Origin of the sequence: Streptomyces gamaensis (assembly GCF_042656465.1) — a bacterium.
GTDB lineage: Bacteria > Actinomycetota > Actinomycetes > Streptomycetales > Streptomycetaceae > Streptomyces > Streptomyces gamaensis.
Genome location: NZ_JBHSPB010000005.1, coordinates 320,122 through 335,890, shown reverse-complemented (window position 1 = coordinate 335,890; position 15,769 = coordinate 320,122). Strand labels below are relative to the sequence as shown.

Here is a 15,769-nt window from a genome sequence, read left to right as displayed (position 1 = left end):
GGGGGAAACCGGTGCTTCCACCGACCGGTCCACCGTCCGTATCCGCCCGCGGCCAGGACTCGTTGCCCGGGCATGACCGAGATCCCTGATCCTTCAGCGTGCCCCGCCGGCAGCCGTGGCCGGGCACGACGTGCCCGCTCGACCGCCGTGGCCGGGGCACTGGCCGCCCTGCTGCTCGGGGGCGCGGCGACCGCGCCGGGCGCGGGCGCGACCGCGCACCCGCCCGCGCACCGCGCCTATGTCGCCCTCGGCGACTCGTACTCCTCCGGCGTCGGCGCGGGCCTGAACACGTACGAGGTGGAGAGCGGCGAGTGCAAGCGCAACAGCAAGGCGTATCCGGCGCTCTGGTCCGCCGGGCACCGCTCGTGGTCGTTCGTCTCCACCGCGTGCGCGGGCGCGACCACCGACGACGTGGCCTCCTCCCAACTCGGGCCGCTCGGCCGGGGGACGGGCCTGGTGAGCCTGACGGCGGGCGCCAACGACGCGGGCTTCGCGGACGTGATGACGACCTGCACCCTGGGCGGTGAGAAGGTGTGCCTGCAGCGTGTCGAGCAGGCACGCGCGTACGCGGACCGCACCCTGCCGGGGAAGCTCCAGGCCCTCTACGAGAAGATCCGCGGCAAGGCCCCGGCGGCCCGGGTCGTCGTCCTCGGCTACCCCCACCTCTACCAGCTCCACGGCGCCTGCGCCTTCGGCCTGTCCGAGACGGAGCGCGCCGCGGTCAACAAGGCGGTCGACGCGATCGACGAGGTCACGGCCCGCGGGGCCCGCCGCCAGGGCTTCGTCTTCGCCGATGTCCGCGAGGCCTTCAAGGACCACGAGGTCTGCGCACGCTCACCGTGGCTGCACTCGGTCAGCCTCCCTCCGGAGGAGTCGTACCACCCGAACGCGCAAGGCCAGTCGCGGGGTTACCTGCCGGTGTTCAGCCGCGCGGCGGGCTGACGCCGAGCCGCCGGTCCGAGGGCGGGGCCCCCTGGGCTCCGCCCTCGTTCGCTGTTGACTTCTCCACCACCCCGTGCAACTGATGTCATGCTCACAACACTTCCACCGGGAAGGGAGCACGACCATGCGCAACCGCACGGCAGCCGCCACCGCCCTGGCCACCGCCCTGGCCTGCACCGGCGTGGTGCTCGGCGCCCAGCCCGCCGCCGCCGACACCGTGAGCGTCGGCTACACCTGCACCGGCCCCGGCGCCCCCAGCGGCGTCGTCTCCCTGACCGTGACCGTCACGGCCCCGGCCAGCGTCCCCCAGGGCGGCACCGCCGACCTCACGGTCTCGGCCACCACCGCCCTCACCACCCCCGTGAACCTCCCGGCGAACAGCGTCTCGGGCGAGATGACCATAGCCCTCGGCGGCTCGGCCTCCGGCACGGTGACCGCGACCGGCTTCACCAACCCCGACCCGGTCCCGAGCGGCTCGACGGTCGCGGTCTCCGGCGGCACGGCCTCCGCGCAGCTCAGCACGGCGGGCAGCGCGACCTTCTCGCCCGGCAACGCCTCGGTGCACGTCTTCGGCGCCACGGTCGAGTGCGCGGTCTCGGGAACGGCCCCCGTGGCCGCGACGACCGAGGTCACGCCTTCGTGAGCGCGGCCGCGCCGAAGGACACGTCGAACCGGTCGCACCAGATGCTGACACTGGAGTACCGGTTCAGATCGAGGTCGGCGGGCAGGGCGTAGTTCTGGTCGCCCTTGTTGCCCTTGAGCTTGCCGAGGCTGACATGGGCCCCCTTGTCGAAGCCGAACCAGCCGTCCCGGCCCTCCTTGACGGGCGCGTCGCTGACGAGCACCCGCAGGTCGGGCCCGTTGCTGGTGTCGAGCCCCATCAGCCGCAACGTACGGCTGCCGTCGGGGAGTTGCAGGATCCGTACCGAACCGCTCGTACGGTGCTCGTGACTGATCAGCTCCCCGGCGGCGAGCGTCCGCACACCACCGCCGGCGGCGCCTCCACCGGAACCCCCACCCGCCCCCGAAGCCGCCCCGGAAGCCACCGGCGCGGCCTCGCGCACGGTCTCGTCCACCCACAACTTCCACGGCTGGAACCAGTACACCCCGACTCCCACCGCCACCACGACCGCCACGATCGCCGCCTGGACGAACCGCTTGCGCAGCACCCGCCGTACCCGTCCCATGACCCGTCCTCCCGGACCCTCCGTGCTCGGCATGCCCCGAAGGGCCACACCACCGTCACCCGGTCCAACGGCCCGGACGCCGCACCGCACTCCGGAAAACCGATGACGAAAGTCTTACGTCAGCCGCGCCCCGCCCCCGCCGCCGCCCCGGAGGGCAACTCGTTGTACGAGGCCACCCGCTCCTGCCCCGACAACTCCCCTATGGCACGCATGATCTCGTCGGTGACGGCACGCCGCGCCGCCCCCGTGCACACGCCGTCGTACCGCTCGGAGAAGTGCAGCGGCTTCCCAAAACGCACGGTGACCCGGTGCGGCCGGGGCACCCGCCTGCCCACGGGCTGCAGCCGCTCGGTACCGCTGAGCGCCACGGGAACCACGGGCGCCCCCGAGCTCAGGGCGAGCCAGGCCACGCCGGTGCGGCCACGGTAGAGCCGGCCGTCGAGCGAACGTGTGCCTTCCGGATAGATGCCGAACACCCCCTCGCCGTCCAGGACTTGACGCGCGACCTCCAACGACCCGAGCGCCGACCGCCCACCACCCCGCTCCACGGGAACCGCCCCGAAGGCGCCGAAGAATCCGCGCACGGCCCGCCCCTTGACCCCGCGCCCGCGAAAGTAGTCGGCCTTCGCGAGGAAGGCCACGGGCCGTGGCGCCACCAGGTTGATCACCACGCTGTCGATGAACGAGAGGTGATTGCCGGCGAGAATGACCCGCCCGCGCCGCGGCACGTTGACGGCGCCCTCGACGACGGGCCGGCAGAGGAGACGGACCGCCGGGACGGCCACGGACCTGACGAGCGAATGGAACACGGGATCCCCCTGCAAGGGCTCGGAGAGCGGTGACAGCCGGGGACTATAGCGCCCGAACGATCGGACGCTAAACTTCTCCCAGAAGCATCCTGACGGCTAAGCTGAACTCATGAGCCCCAAGAGTTCCAGAGCCGAAGCCCGCCGCACCCGGGCCGCCATCGTCGAGCACGGCGTCCGCCTCGCCTCCGTCGAAGGACTCGAAGGGCTGACGATCGGCCGGCTCGCGGCGGATCTGGGGATGAGCAAGTCCGGGGTCCTCGGCCACTTCGGCAGCAAGGAGGGCCTCCAGCTCGCGGTGGTCGACGAGGCGGCCGAGGTGTTCGGCCGCGAAGTGGCGCAGCGCGCCGACGGGACGTCACCGGGCCTGCCCCGGCTCCTCGCCCTGTGCTCGGCGTGGATCACCTATCTGGATGGAGACGACGTCCTGCCCGGCGGCTGTTTCTTCACGGCCGCCGCGACGGAGTTCGACGACCGCGAGGGCCCGGTGCGCGACGCCGTCACGGGGCTGAGCACGGTGTGGCAGCACGATCTGCGCCGCCACGTCCGGCTGGCCGTGGAGGCCGGGGAGCTGCCCGGGGACACGGACGCCGACCAGCTCGTCTTCGAGCTCACGGGGCAGGCGCTCGCCCTGCACCACGCCCGCAGACTCCTGCGCGACGCGGCCGCGGCCGACCGCGCCCGCCGGGCCATGGCCCGGCTGCTGGGCCACGCGCTCCCCTCCCCCGACCGCGCCGCACCCCGGCGGACCCCGGCCGCCGGGCGGTGATCTCCCGGACAAATCCCCCGAACATCGGCTCCCTGTACGCCGGTTGTGGAGATCCGCCGATGACAGCCGGGCCCCGCTCCTGAGATCCTGGTCAAGTGTGAAGGCAAACCGTGGAGGTCCACAGTCCGTACGGGCGGTGGCCGGGCCCACAGCCGCTGACTGGGAGCACTGATGACTTTACTGACCACGTGGCCGGAGTCCGGCCCGCAGACCGTCGTCCGCCGCACCTCGGACCCCGAGGCGATCGCGGCCGCGCTCACCCCGGCCGGAGTGCGCTACGAGCAGTGGCCCCTGCGGGAGACGGACACCGCCGACCCCGACGCCGTCCTGTCCGCGTACGCACCGGAGGTCGCCCGCCTCACGGCGGAGGAGGGCTTCGTCACCGTCGACGCGATCGCCCTGCACCCCGACGGCGCCCCGGACTGGACGCGGCGGACCAGGCCGGCCCGCGAGAAGTTCCTCAGCGAGCACACGCACGACGATGACGACGAGGTCCGCTTCTTCGTCGACGGCGCCGGCGTGTTCTATCTGCATGTCGGCGCCGAGGTGCACGCGGTGCTGTGCGAGCGGGGCGATCTGCTGGGCGTCCCGAAGGGCACGAGGCACTGGTTCGACATGGGCACCGAGCCGTCCTTCACCGCGATCCGCTTCTTCCACGAACCGGACGGCTGGATCGGCCGTTTCACCGGCAGCGACATCGCCTCACGCTTCCCCGGCCTCGACGAGATCCACGCGGGGTACGCGGCATGACGACCCTCCACCCCGACATCCTGAGCCTGGACGTCGACTGCGCCGTCGTCGACATCGAGGGCACCACGAGCGCGACCGGTTACGTCGTGGACGTCCTCTACCCGTACTCCCGCAAGCGGTTCGGCGCGCTGCTGACCGAGCGGGCCGACGAGCCGGAGGTGCGCCGCGCGGCCGAGCAGGTGCGCGAGCTGCTGGAGGAGCCGGACGCGGACGCCGCGCGGATCGAGCAGGCGCTGGGCGAGTGGCTCGACGAGGACCGCAAGGTCACCCCGCTGAAGACCCTGCAGGGCATCCTGTGGTCCGAGGGTTTCGCCCGGGGCGAGCTGGTGTCGCACTTCTACGCGGACGCCGTGCACGCCCTGCGCCGCTGGCATGCCCAGGGGGTGCGGCTGTACGTCTACTCCTCGGGCTCGGTGGCCGCGCAGCGCGCGTGGTTCCGGCACAGCGCCGAGGGCGATCTGCTGCCGCTGGTCTCGGGGTTGTACGACACCGAGAACGCGGGCCCGAAGGACACCCCCCGCTCGTACCGGAAGATCGCCAAGTCGATCGGCGCGAAGCCGGACCGCATCCTGTTCCTGTCCGACCGCCCGGCCGAGCTGGACGCGGCCCGCAAGGCGCGCTGGCTGACGGTGGGCGTGCGGCGCCGGGGCGAGCCGTACTACGAGGAGGGCATGGGCGACCACCCGGAGACCCCGTCGTTCGCCGCCATACGCATCACGAGAACGATCCAGCGGCGGAAGAACGCGGCATGCCCGAAGAGTTCATGACAGCCGTCGTCACCGACCCCGCCGAAGCCGGCGCGCCGCTCGCCGCCGAAGCCGCCCGCTTCGCCTCCTTCGGCTGGATGCGCGGTACGTCCGGCAATCTGTCCGTGGTCACGGACCGCGACCCGCTGCGACTCGCGGTGACGGCGAGCGGTCTCGACAAGAGCGAGCTGACCCCCGCCGACGTCGTGTTCGTCGACGGGGACGGCGCCCCCGTCGACGGCGGGAACCCGTCCGCGGAAGCGGCGTTGCACGCGCGCGTGGTCCGTCTGACCGGGGCGGGCGCGGTCGTCCACGTGCACACCGTCGCCTCGGTCGCGATGGCCCGCCGCCACCCGCAGGGCATCGTCCTCCGGGACCTGGAGATGCTCAAGGGCCTGGGCCTGCCGGATCACGAGCAGGAGGTCCTCCTCCCGGTGATCGCCAACAGCCAGGACATGGGCGTCCTGGGCGACCGTCTGGAGGCGGCCCGCGAACCGCGCGTACCGGCGGTCGTCGTCGCGGGCCACGGCCTGTACGTATGGGGCCGGGACCCACGCCGGGCCCGCCACCACACCGAGGTGGTCGAGTGGCTCCTGGAGCTGGAGCTCACGGTCTGAGCTATGACGACTGTGTGAACACTGCACTGTCACAACGCTCGACAGCTCCATACCGGAGGTATACAGCAGTTACTGACACCACGTCAGACCTGTAGGCGGCACCCGACACCCCCTCCGGAAGGCCCCCATGATCTCCACCGGCTCCCGCTTCCCCTCCGCACCGTCCCTCACGACAGCCCCTGCCCCCTCGTCCTCCCCGGCCGCCGTCGACGCCGGACAGCTCCTGCTCCGTCTGATGACCGGCCTGATCATGACGGCCCACGGCACGGGAAAGCTGTTCGGCTGGTTCGGCGGCAGCGGCCTCGACGCGACCGGCCAGTACTTCACCGCCCAGCACTACCCCGCCGGCAAGGTCATGGCGGTGCTCGCCGGCCTCAGCGAGACCCTCGGCGGCCTCGGCCTCGCCCTCGGCCTGCTCACCCCGCTCGCCGCCGCCGCGATCCTCGGCGTCATGATCAACGCCCTGGTGGTCAAGTGGCACGGCGGTTTCTACGCCCCGACCGGCGTGGAGTACGAGCTGCTGCTCGCCGTCGCCGCGACCTCCATCGCCCTGACCGGCCCCGGCCGGATCGCCGCCGACCGCTTCCTGCCCGTCCTGCGCAGACACCGGCTCTCCCACGGCATCGCCGCCGTGGTCCTCGCCGCCGTCGCCGCGACCGTGCTCGTACTGATCCGCGACTGACCCGGGCACCAAGCGTTCACACCGCCACGGCGGTATAACGGAACGTGTGGCATGTCCCCTACGAAGGAGGACACCGGTGAAGCACGAGCCCGCCCCACGGCACTGCCCCGGCTCCCTGCCGCACTCCGGCTATCTGCCCATCGAAGACCACGGCATCATCGGTGACCTGCACACCGTGGCCCTGGTCGGCGTCGACGGCACGATCGACTGGTGCTGTCTGCCCCGCTTCGACGCGCCCGCCGTCTTCGGCTCCCTGCTGGACGCCGAACGCGGCGGGTCGTTCTCCGTCTCGGTCCGCGAGGTCGAACGCACCAAGCAGATGTACATGCCGGACTCCAACGTCCTGCTGACCCGCTTCCTCGCCCAGCACGCGGTCGCCGAGCTGTACGACTTCATGGTCCCCGACCACCCCTCGTGCCCCCGGAGCGGACTGCGGCACATCGTCCGCCAGCTCCGCGTCCTGCGCGGCAGCGTCACCGTCGACATCCGCTGCCGTCCGGCCTTCGACTACGCCCGCGCCCCGCACGAGGTGACGCTCGTCCCCGACGCCGGAGCCGTCTTCTCCAGCTCCGCCGGGACCCTCGTCCTGCGCTCGTCCGTCCCCCTGAGCATCGACGGCGACGCCGCCCGCGCCACCGTCACCGTGGCGGCCGGACAGTCACTGGAACTGGCCGCCCAGTGGGAGGGCGAACCGCGCCCCATCGACAGCGCGGAGGCCTCCCACCTGCTCGACAAGACCCTGCAGTACTGGGACGGCTGGCTGCGCCGCTCCACCTACCGCGGCCGCTACCGCGAGGCCGTCGAACGCTCGGCGCTCGTCCTCAAACTCCTCGTCTACCAGCCCACCGGCGCCCTCGTCGCCGCCGCCACGACCTCACTGCCGGAGTCCCCGGGCGGCGGCCGCAACTGGGACTACCGCTACACCTGGATCCGCGACGCCGCCTTCACCGTGTACGCGCTGATGCGGCTCGGCTTCACCGAGGAGGCGGCCTCCTTCATCGACTGGCTCCACCAGCGCTGCGCACAGGTCCCGCCGGGCTCCGGTCTCCAGGTCCTCTACGGCATCGACGGCCGCCCCGACCTGCCCGAGTCCGTTCTCGACCACCTCTGCGGCTACTGCGGCTCCCGCCCCGTCCGCATCGGCAACGCCGCCGCCGGACAGCTCCAACTCGACATCCACGGCGAGCTGATGGACTCGGTCTACCTCTACAACAAGTACGGCGAGCCCATCTCCTACGAGCTGTGGGAAACCCTCTCCCGGCAACTGGAGTGGCTGGAGAAGCACTGGGAGGACGCGGACGACGGCATCTGGGAGACACGCGGCGGCCGGCAGCGCTTCACCTACTCCGCGCTGATGACCTGGGTCGCCTTCGAGCGGGCCATGCGCATCGCCCGCCACCGCGGCATGCCCGCCCCGGTGGAGACCTGGCGCGACACCGCGGCCGCCGCCTACCGCTTCGTCCAGAACCACTGCTGGTCACCGCAGCTCGGCGCGTACACGCAGTACCCCGACAGCTCGACCCTGGACGCCTCCCTGCTGGTCATGCCACTGGTGAAGTTCGCGGGCCCGAGCGACCCGCGGTTCCTGTCGACGGTGCGCCGCGTCGAGCAGACCCTGGTCAGCGACAGCCTCGTGCACCGCTACCTCGTCGACGGCAGCGACGGACTGACCGGCGAGGAAGGCACGTTCAACCTGTGCTCGTTCTGGTACGTCGAGGCCCTCGCCCGCGCGGGCCGGGTCGGAGAGGCCCGCTACGTCTTCGAGAAGATGACCACCCACGCCAACCACCTGGGCCTGTACGCGGAGGAGATCGGCCCGGCCGGCGAGGCCCTCGGCAACTTCCCTCAGGCGTTCACCCACCTCGCGCTCATCAGCGCCGCCACCAACCTCGACCGCGCCATCAGCACCCACTCCGGCCCCACGGCCCGCTCCTGGCAGGCCGGCTGACCGCCATCAATACACGTACGGCACCAGGCGCTTGGTGCGGCGACGGTACCGCTCGTACTCCTCACCGAAGGCGGCGACGAGAAGCCGCTCCTCCGCCACGATGCGCCAGCTGTACGCGCCGAGCAGCAGCCCAGCGGTGAGCACCGTGGCGATCGCGTTGCCCAGCCCCAGCGCGTAGCCCACCCACACCAGCAGACTCCCGCAGTACCCCGGGTGCCGCACCAGCCGGTACGGGCCTTCCCGCACCACACGCTGGTCCCCGGTGGTGCGCAGCGTGCGGGTGTAGAACCGGCCGAGGGTGGCCATCCCCCAGGCACGCAGCGCCAGTCCGGCGGCGACGAGCCCGACTCCGGCCCAGCGCCAGCCGGCCGGCAGCCGCCCCAGATGCCCCGAGGTCAGCACCACATTGACCACCACGACCACGACGTAGGTGGCGATCAGCAGATACGTACTCCCCCGGTCCGCCGCCCCACCCTGCCAGCTGGCCGCCCCCGGATCCTCCCGGCGCCGCAGCAGCAGCTCGTACCCGACCCACACCAGCAACCCCACCAGGGCGAGCAGTCCGGGCAGTTGCACGTCGGGCTCCTTCACGGTGGAGAGGCATCCGTGCCTTCAACGTCGCACACGGCACCACCACCGTCGACCCGAAACCCCGCTCCGCAGCCGGGCACAACAGCCCGCAGGGGGTACGCGGCACCCCTCCCACGAGCCGGTGCACGCCCCGCGCCCGCCGCCCGCAAACCACCCCGTAGCCCCGTTGTTGCTGCATTCGGGTACGACCAGGGACGAAACCCTCCTGCCCCATGTCCCCGCTCCCTACCGTGGAATCGATGCCTGAGGCCACCGTCCGCCGTGCGCCCGGCCCGACGGGAGAGACATGGACTATCTGCTGCTGTTGCGGCGACGACCCGTGCTGGTGCTGTGGCTGGCCCGTTCCCTGTCCGTCCTCAGCGACCGCGTCTACGCCCTCGCCGTGATGTGGAGCGTCTACACCGGCACGGGCTCGGCCTCCCTCATGGGCCTGGTGTCGGCCACCGAGTCCCTGCCCTATCTCCTGCTCGGCACCGGCGGCCGCCGCCTGGTCGCCCGTTGCGCCTCGTACCGCGCCCTCGCCTGGGTCGACGGCGGCCGGGCAGCCGTGGCCGTGGCACTGCCCCTGCTCTGGACGCCCAACACCCGGGGCACGGCAGTGCTGTTCACGGGCATCCTGCTGCTCGGTGTCCTCGGCGCCCTCTTCGACCCCAACCTCGCCGCGCTCGTCCCGGACCTCGTCGAGCCCGGCCGCGTCCACCAGGTGACCGGCCTGTTCGACCTCACCAACCGCATCGCCCGCATCGCGGGCCGATCCGGCACCGGACTGCTGCTCCTGCTCGTCACCAAGGCTCAGCTCTTCACCCTCAACGGCACGGCCTTCGCCGTCTCGACAGCGGCCCTGGCCTGGCTGGCCCGCCGCACCACCGCGACGACCACCTGCCGCACCCCTGCCGTCGACCGCACCACCGCCGGCCCGCCCCGGCCGCGGGCCACCGGCTCACCACCGGCCGTCCGCGTCCGGCCCCTGCTCCGCGCCCACCCCCAAGCCGGCCTGGCCATCGCCCTCCACGCCCTGGCCGCTTTCGGCACCGCCGTCTCCACCGTGGGCCTGCCCGCACTCCTCGCCACCCACCACGGCGCGGGCGCGGAAGTCTACGGACTCGTCACCGCGGCCACCGGCGTCGGCGCCCTCCTCGGCAATCCCCTCGCCGCCCACCGCAGACCCGTCAACTGGCTGGCCCTCTACTGCGGCGCCTGGGCCATCGACGGAGCCGCGACCGCCTGCATGGGCCTGGCCGATCACCTCCCGGCCCTGGCCCTGCTCTCCCTGCTGACCGGAGTGGTCACCCCGTCGGCCGCCATCAGCCTGCGCACCTACCTGGCGACCTTCCCCCCGCAGCAACGCCTGCGCCTGCTCTCCCTCGAATACACCGCGACCCGCGCGGGCAGCACCACGGGAATACTCCTCCTCCCCCTCCTCGTGGACCTCTCCCCCCGGGGCTCCTTCCTCTCAGCAGGCACCCTGGTGACCGCCTCCGCCCTCACCGCCCTCCTCCTCTCCAGCCATCTGCCCACCCTCACCAGCCACCGCCGCCTCCCTGTGGCAGACTCGTAGACACCCCGCACGACCTGCGGATTTCACAAGTTCACAGCTTATGCATCGCGACTTGCACGTCTACATGCAACGCAGCATGTTTGCCTCTATGTACGGCTTCTTGCATGTCAACCTGCATTCCTGAATGCGCGGCTGAATGTATGGGCGCATGGATGACTGCATGGTGGAGTGAGTGACGGTGTAGCGGTTCGTCCGGTTGTTTCGTGGCGTGCACGTTGGTTGGCGTGACGGCTCCTTCGCATGTTCGTTGGTCGGTGTTCACGGAGGTAGGTGTGTGCTTGCCCATGGGCGCATGGATGCTGGCCTGTGTGGCTTCCGGTACTCGTGGGCGAATGGCTGGCTCCAGGTTTGCTCGTGTGTTGCTGCGTTGGCTGCTCTGTCTGTACGGCTTCGTGTGCGGGCGTTCGTTCGTGTTCATGGGTTGATGGTGGCGTGCCTCTCGGTGTGCGCGTGTCGATGCTCGGGCGGATGGTGTCCGGGGTGTGTGTCTGTTGTCTTCTTCGGATGGATGCCTGTCGGTGTGGATGCCTGACTCTCTGACGGTGCGGTGGCTGGTGCGTTTCACTCTCTTCATGGGTGGCACGGTGTGCGCGCGTGCGGTCGCGTGGATGCGGGTGCGTGTCACTGCGTGGGCATGCGTACGTGCGGATGCGTGGACGCGTGGATGCGTCCATGGCCGGGTGAATGCCGGTAGGTTTGGAGCGTTTCCTCTTCGTGCGGGACGACGGATGGAGGCTTCTTCGGATGCTCGGCTCGCTGTGCGTGCGACGCTTGGTGCGTTGTCCCGTACGTGCTCCGGGATGTGTGGCACGACGTGCGTCCGGCGGGATGGTCGGTCGGCCGCGTGGACTCGTGGGTGGACACGTGGCATGGCCTCTGGATGCGCGGTGGTTGCTCCAGATGTGCGGTGCTGCGCTTTGATGGCTTCGCGTGCTCGCGACGCGCCGTGTGCTGCGCTGTCTGGGTGACTTGATGGAATGCCGGGGCGATGCGTGTCCGGGCGATGCGGTGGAGGGTCGGTGGGGTCTTCCGCTCCGCTGCTGGAGGGGCTGTAGCGACGGTGGATGTGTGCGGGGCACGGCGTGCGGAGGGGGCACTTGATGCGGGTTGGCCCGGCCGGACAGGGGCTTGACGCGGTGTGCGGTGCTCTCTTCGCCGGGTGCCGGTGCGGTGCATGCGCCTGCGCGAAGAGGTGCCCCGGTGTGCGCGCGGGTGTGGGACGGGCCGTGCGTGTCGCGCCCCGGGCGTATCCGCTCGCGGGTGCTTTCGCGCAGGTCGGAAGGGGTGCCGCGAGGTGGGGGGACGTCAGTTGCGGGGCGCCGGGGCGGAGGTGGGAGGGCGGCGTGCGCGGTGCGGTGGGGACGGCGCAGGTGGGCCAAGCGGGGCGTGTGTCGGAGAGACACGCCCTGGGGCTGCATGGGTTGTGTGATGAAGCAGAGATCGACTGCTAGCCTGTCAGGGAAACCTAGGGTGGCGCCCCCGGAATCCACGGATGCCGGTCGACTGCCCGGATAGTCGCAGTCTGTCCGCATTCTTCGCCGAGGAGGGCCGGAGCGGTGCACATCTCGATGCCTGATCGGTCTTGCCTGACAGCGCTGGCAGCGGTGCGCAATGGGGCGTTTACGAGTGTTCTGCCGAAGGTGACGGGGTCACGCGGCAGCAGGTTGGGATCCGTAGAACAGGAAGGACTCTGCTGTGGGCGCAGTACTGGCGGTCGCTAGCCAAAAGGGAGGGCCGGGCAAGACCACGACGACGGTCAACCTGGCCAGTGCCCTGGCAATAAACGGAGTGCGGGTGCTCGTCGTGGACCTGGAGCCGCAGGCCCAGGCCGGCGTGGCGCTCGGGGTCGTGCCCCAGCCGCAGCGCTCGGTGGGCTTCGCGCTCTACGCGCGGCTCAACGGCATGGCGACACCGCTCCCGGAGATGTTCTACTCGCGCAGCGAGCTCCTCGACGGCTTCGAGGGGGCGGGCCGGCTCGACCTGTTCGCCTCGGTGCAGAGCACCATGGTCGACGCGGAACGCAAGATCGCGGGCATGGACTTCCAGGGGACGCTCATTCTGCGTCAGGTGCTCCAGGACGTCCGGGACCAGTACGACGTCGTTCTCGTCGACACCCCTCCGAGTGTGAGCGCGCTGTCCGCGGTGGCGCTCGCGGCCGCCGACTTCGTCATCGCCGTCTGCGAGCCGTTGTACGCGACGGTTCCGGGTGTCGCGGTCGTCAAGGGGCTCACCGAGGCCACCTTCGAGCGCACCCAGCGCCAGAGCAACCCCCGTTTCCTCGGCACCGTGCTGAACAAGGCCAACCCGCCGTCCAAGCGCACGACGGAGGACGCCAATGTCATCACCCGGCTCCAGGAGCTCGAACTCAACATGTTCGAGACGGAGATCCGCCGGAACGGGCTCATCTCCCAGGCGTTCGACGACGGCCAGCCGGTCTGCATCAAGAACCCCAACCAGCCGCCGAGTGTCTCCTACCGCGATCTCGCCGTGGAAATGGTCCACCGCGTGAAGCAGACGGGTGCGTAATGGCTGACACTCCGAACGGCAAGGCCAAAAAACGGCGTACCCAACCACGCGTCCAGAACGACGTGTTGCGTGCGTCCATGGCCGATGCCTTCTCCGGGAGCTTCCTCAACAGTGGCTCCGACTCCACTGCCGCGCTGCTGGAGCAGATGAAGCAGTCGGGTGCTGTCTCCGCCCAGCCGGACTCCGGCGCGGCCGCCGCGCCGGAGTCCGCTCCGGCGCCCCAGGCGTCGGCGGTGGCGACGGCCCCCGTCGAGGTTCCTTCCCCCGCGCCGGCCCCCGAGCCGGCGCCCGCTCCGCTCCAGGCGGCGGCTCCGGCTCCCGTCGCCGTGCCGGAGCCGCCGGCTCCCGTCGCTCCGGCACCCGCTCCGGCTCCGGTGGACGGGCCCGAGCCCGCCCGCCACGGCCCGGTCGCGGGCACGGACGGGCCCTCGGCGGAGCCGTCCCTTCCGGCTGCCCGTTCGGAGAAGGCCGAGCCGAAGGCCGCGGCGGCGCCTGCCCCGGCGCCCGCCCCGGCCGCGGCCGAGGTGGTCGTGGAGGAGCCCCCGCCCGCGGCCGCTGTTCCCGAGACACCCCCCACGGTCGTGCCCGCGCCCGAACCGGCTCCCGCACCCGCACCCGCGCCTGCTCCCGTTCCCGCACCGCCCGTTGCCGCGCCCGCGCCTGTCACGGCGGTGCGGGCGCCGGAGCCCGCACAGGCTCCGGCGGTGACGGCTCCTCAGGCCGCGGCTCCTCAGCCGGCGGGGGCGTGGGCGCACGCGGCGCTGCAGGACAGCTTCCTCGACAACCGCATCAACTCGCACGACTGGGACACATGGGGCTTCCGTCTCGTCCCGGACGTCAAGAAGCGGCTGGAGGCCCGGCTCTCGGCCGACAAACGGTCGTCCAACAACCGCAGGCTCGCGCAGGGGCACTACGTCAACGCGGCGATGCTCCGCCTGCCGCAGGGGACGGACGAGCAGCTGGCGCTGATCCGTGAGTTCATGCTGGCGCGCGGCGGTTATACGGACCCGGGCAAACCGTCCAACTACCGCGTGAGCAGACAGGTCTGGGAAGTGGCCCGCGACCTCGACATGGACATCACCGCCGCCGCCAAGCGCGGACTGGTCGTCTTCCTGTTCTCCGCGGCGGTCGAGCGGCTGCTCGACTCGCTGGACCAGGAAGGGCCTTTGGCACGCCCGGAAGTCTTCCGCCGGGTCCAGTAGCAGGTAGCACTGAGGGGGCGCGATCCAATGGATCGCGCCCCCTCAGTGCTACCTGCTTCCGATGCCGGGTTTGTGACCCCTTCTCGGATACGAAAACGACCCGCGCGCGCCTCTCTGCGCGAACGCTCCTCAACTCCGTGCATATTCAAGGGGAGTTCGCCGGCGGGGCCCGGGGTGACGCTCCGTGTTGATCCACTTCCTCACAGAATCATTACGGGCCCCGCGACGCCCCGCGCACCGGTAGATCATCTTCCGCCCCGTGCTACCAGTGCCCTTTGCGTCAAGCCGATCCACAGGCTTGAACGAAGGCCCGTCAGGCATGGTTCCCAGGGGTCTGACGGGCCCTTGCCGGACCCCTTTCCGGGAGCCCGGAAAACATCCCTCAAATGGCCTCTGACCAGGTACTTGCATGGCGAGCTGCAACGCTTGACGCATGGCCGACTGCACGGCCTTCTGCATGGCTGGATGCATTGCCGTGTGCATGGCTGTTCGCGCGCTTGCATGGCTGAGTGCTGGGCCGGACGGAGGACACGAGGGCCGGGCGGTGGGTGGAGTCTGTCTTTACTGTCAGGGGACTAGGTGCGGGGTAACGGGCGACTCTGTGGTGATGACGCGCGTTGGCCGGGCGGGTAACTGACGCCCTATATCACGTCATCGGCCCCTGCAATAAAGGGAGTTTCCTCATCCGTTCACACGTGGCAAGCTCGGATCAGCGACACGCCCTCGTTCCTGACAGGAGAAAAGATCGGGCTAGATCGCGCTAGGCTTGCCTCCGAGCCGTTCATCCGAAAGGACACCCTCACCATGGCCAGAAAGGCAAAGGCGCAGCGCTGGACGCTGCTCAAGGTCGCGAACCTCGCCGGTCTCGCCAACAAGGTGGCTTATGAAGCCCGTGACCGCGGCGTCCTGCATCCCGAGGTCCTCAGCCCCAGCGATGCCCTGCCGCTGCTCACCTTCGACGCCCTGCGCCGGGTGAGCTGGCCGCGCGAGAACTACGCGCGCAACACCCCCACGCGTTTTCGCCTGTGGGAGTCGCTGGCCATCGAGCAGTCGCGCATAGAGCTGGAGAACGTCGACCGGCGCACGGGGCTGTACGTCCACCCCGCCGGCGCGGAGCTGGCCGTGCTGCCGAGCCACCACGTCGTGACCGCGCTGCAGCTCGTCGAGAGCGACACCCCGCATCTGTACCTCCCGCTGGGCAAGTGGGCGCAGCAGGTCCGTGAGGCTCTGGAGAACTTCGAGGCCGGGCTGCACCTCACGACCCAGGACACCGGGGACGGTGCCGCGTGACGGGCGTCGTACCGCGCTCTCCGGGCCGTACGGCTCCGGGGCCGCCCCGCACCGCCTCCGTGCCGCGATGAGGCGCCTCACGCAACTCTGCCCGCGCAGCGCCCCGTTGGGCTGCGCGCACCTGACCGAGCACAGGCCCGGGGATCACGTCGCCC

At 70.9% G+C, this 15,769-nt stretch carries 15 protein-coding genes; 12 read left to right on the top strand and 3 right to left on the bottom strand.

Annotated features, from left to right (window positions below; translation table 11 throughout):
• Positions 1-72 precede the first annotated feature (72 nt).
• Complete coding sequence (locus ACFP1Z_RS10915) at positions 73-942, top strand: SGNH/GDSL hydrolase family protein (RefSeq protein ID WP_390315831.1); 870 nt, start codon at positions 73-75, stop codon at positions 940-942.
• Between the two features lie 124 nt (positions 943-1,066).
• Complete coding sequence (locus tag ACFP1Z_RS10910) at positions 1,067-1,585, top strand: hypothetical protein (protein ID WP_390315830.1); 519 nt, start codon at positions 1,067-1,069, stop codon at positions 1,583-1,585.
• Here ACFP1Z_RS10910 and ACFP1Z_RS10905 read toward each other — a convergent pair.
• A complete protein-coding gene (locus ACFP1Z_RS10905; protein WP_390315829.1) occupies positions 1,572-2,129 on the bottom strand; it encodes a DM13 domain-containing protein in 558 nt (185 codons plus the stop codon). The two genes, ACFP1Z_RS10910 and ACFP1Z_RS10905, sit on opposite strands and share 14 nt — an antisense overlap.
• 119 nt (positions 2,130-2,248) lie before the next feature.
• Positions 2,249-2,938 carry a lysophospholipid acyltransferase family protein gene (locus tag ACFP1Z_RS10900; RefSeq protein ID WP_390315827.1) on the bottom strand — a complete coding sequence of 230 codons (690 nt, stop codon included), beginning with the start codon at positions 2,936-2,938 and terminating at the stop codon, positions 2,249-2,251.
• 109 nt (positions 2,939-3,047) lie between these two features.
• Between ACFP1Z_RS10900 and ACFP1Z_RS10895 the strand changes: the two genes are divergently transcribed.
• The 6 genes from ACFP1Z_RS10895 (at position 3,048) to ACFP1Z_RS10870 (ending at position 8,447) form a co-directional block, all read left to right on the top strand.
• Entirely contained in the window at positions 3,048-3,704 is a 657-nt protein-coding gene (locus ACFP1Z_RS10895) for a TetR/AcrR family transcriptional regulator (protein WP_390315826.1), read from the top strand.
• A gap of 171 nt (positions 3,705-3,875) precedes the next feature.
• Positions 3,876-4,454: a 1,2-dihydroxy-3-keto-5-methylthiopentene dioxygenase gene (locus tag ACFP1Z_RS10890; RefSeq protein ID WP_390315825.1), complete on the top strand. Its 579-nt coding sequence runs from the start codon at positions 3,876-3,878 to the stop codon at positions 4,452-4,454.
• A complete protein-coding gene (mtnC, locus tag ACFP1Z_RS10885) occupies positions 4,451-5,221 on the top strand; it encodes an acireductone synthase (protein WP_390315824.1) in 771 nt (256 codons plus the stop codon). The genes ACFP1Z_RS10890 and mtnC overlap by 4 nt, the downstream gene beginning before the upstream one ends.
• On the top strand, positions 5,218-5,817 hold the full coding sequence (gene mtnB, locus ACFP1Z_RS10880; protein ID WP_390315915.1) for a methylthioribulose 1-phosphate dehydratase: 600 nt from the start codon (positions 5,218-5,220) through the stop codon (positions 5,815-5,817). Before mtnC ends, mtnB begins: the two co-directional genes overlap by 4 nt.
• A gap of 127 nt (positions 5,818-5,944) precedes the next feature.
• Complete coding sequence (locus ACFP1Z_RS10875; RefSeq protein WP_390315823.1) at positions 5,945-6,499, top strand: DoxX family protein; 555 nt, start codon at positions 5,945-5,947, stop codon at positions 6,497-6,499.
• A 76-nt stretch (positions 6,500-6,575) separates the two neighbouring features.
• Complete coding sequence (locus ACFP1Z_RS10870) at positions 6,576-8,447, top strand: glycoside hydrolase family 15 protein (RefSeq protein ID WP_390315822.1); 1,872 nt, start codon at positions 6,576-6,578, stop codon at positions 8,445-8,447.
• Between the two features lie 6 nt (positions 8,448-8,453).
• Here ACFP1Z_RS10870 and ACFP1Z_RS10865 read toward each other — a convergent pair whose 3' ends face one another.
• Positions 8,454-9,038 (bottom strand): methyltransferase family protein, encoded by a 585-nt coding sequence (locus ACFP1Z_RS10865; RefSeq protein WP_390315821.1) that lies wholly within the window; start codon positions 9,036-9,038, stop codon positions 8,454-8,456.
• Between the two features lie 286 nt (positions 9,039-9,324).
• Here ACFP1Z_RS10865 and ACFP1Z_RS10860 point away from each other — a divergent pair, with 286 nt between their 5' ends.
• The 4 genes from ACFP1Z_RS10860 to ACFP1Z_RS10845 all read left to right on the top strand — a co-directional run bounded on the left by ACFP1Z_RS10860 (position 9,325) and on the right by ACFP1Z_RS10845 (position 15,614).
• The gene (locus ACFP1Z_RS10860; protein ID WP_390315820.1) at positions 9,325-10,596 is read left to right on the top strand and encodes an MFS transporter; all 1,272 of its coding nucleotides are present in this window, start codon (positions 9,325-9,327) and stop codon (positions 10,594-10,596) included.
• Between the two features lie 1,695 nt (positions 10,597-12,291).
• Positions 12,292-13,122 carry a ParA family protein gene (locus ACFP1Z_RS10855; RefSeq protein WP_390315819.1) on the top strand — a complete coding sequence of 277 codons (831 nt, stop codon included), beginning with the start codon at positions 12,292-12,294 and terminating at the stop codon, positions 13,120-13,122.
• Positions 13,122-14,324 carry a hypothetical protein gene (locus tag ACFP1Z_RS10850; protein ID WP_390315817.1) on the top strand — a complete coding sequence of 401 codons (1,203 nt, stop codon included), beginning with the start codon at positions 13,122-13,124 and terminating at the stop codon, positions 14,322-14,324. Before ACFP1Z_RS10855 ends, ACFP1Z_RS10850 begins: the two co-directional genes overlap by 1 nt.
• A gap of 804 nt (positions 14,325-15,128) precedes the next feature.
• Positions 15,129-15,614 (top strand): hypothetical protein, encoded by a 486-nt coding sequence (locus tag ACFP1Z_RS10845; protein WP_390315816.1) that lies wholly within the window; start codon positions 15,129-15,131, stop codon positions 15,612-15,614.
• Positions 15,615-15,769 lie beyond the last annotated feature (155 nt).

What these genes read in the sequence shown, in the direction of transcription:
- ACFP1Z_RS10860 (WP_390315820.1), top strand. Translation starts at nt 9,325, where the DNA reads ATGGACTATCTGCTGCTGTTGCGGCGACGACCCGTGCTGGTGCTGTGG.
- ACFP1Z_RS10915 (WP_390315831.1), top strand. Translation starts at nt 73, where the DNA reads ATGACCGAGATCCCTGATCCTTCAGCGTGCCCCGCCGGCAGCCGTGGC.
- mtnC (WP_390315824.1), top strand. Translation starts at nt 4,451, where the DNA reads ATGACGACCCTCCACCCCGACATCCTGAGCCTGGACGTCGACTGCGCC.
- ACFP1Z_RS10850 (WP_390315817.1), top strand. Translation starts at nt 13,122, where the DNA reads ATGGCTGACACTCCGAACGGCAAGGCCAAAAAACGGCGTACCCAACCA.
- ACFP1Z_RS10875 (WP_390315823.1), top strand. Translation starts at nt 5,945, where the DNA reads ATGATCTCCACCGGCTCCCGCTTCCCCTCCGCACCGTCCCTCACGACA.
- ACFP1Z_RS10895 (WP_390315826.1), top strand. Translation starts at nt 3,048, where the DNA reads ATGAGCCCCAAGAGTTCCAGAGCCGAAGCCCGCCGCACCCGGGCCGCC.
- ACFP1Z_RS10905 (WP_390315829.1), bottom strand. Translation starts at nt 2,129, where the DNA reads ATGGGACGGGTACGGCGGGTGCTGCGCAAGCGGTTCGTCCAGGCGGCG.
- ACFP1Z_RS10890 (WP_390315825.1), top strand. Translation starts at nt 3,876, where the DNA reads ATGACTTTACTGACCACGTGGCCGGAGTCCGGCCCGCAGACCGTCGTC.
- ACFP1Z_RS10845 (WP_390315816.1), top strand. Translation starts at nt 15,129, where the DNA reads ATGGCCAGAAAGGCAAAGGCGCAGCGCTGGACGCTGCTCAAGGTCGCG.
- ACFP1Z_RS10910 (WP_390315830.1), top strand. Translation starts at nt 1,067, where the DNA reads ATGCGCAACCGCACGGCAGCCGCCACCGCCCTGGCCACCGCCCTGGCC.
- mtnB (WP_390315915.1), top strand. Translation starts at nt 5,218, where the DNA reads ATGACAGCCGTCGTCACCGACCCCGCCGAAGCCGGCGCGCCGCTCGCC.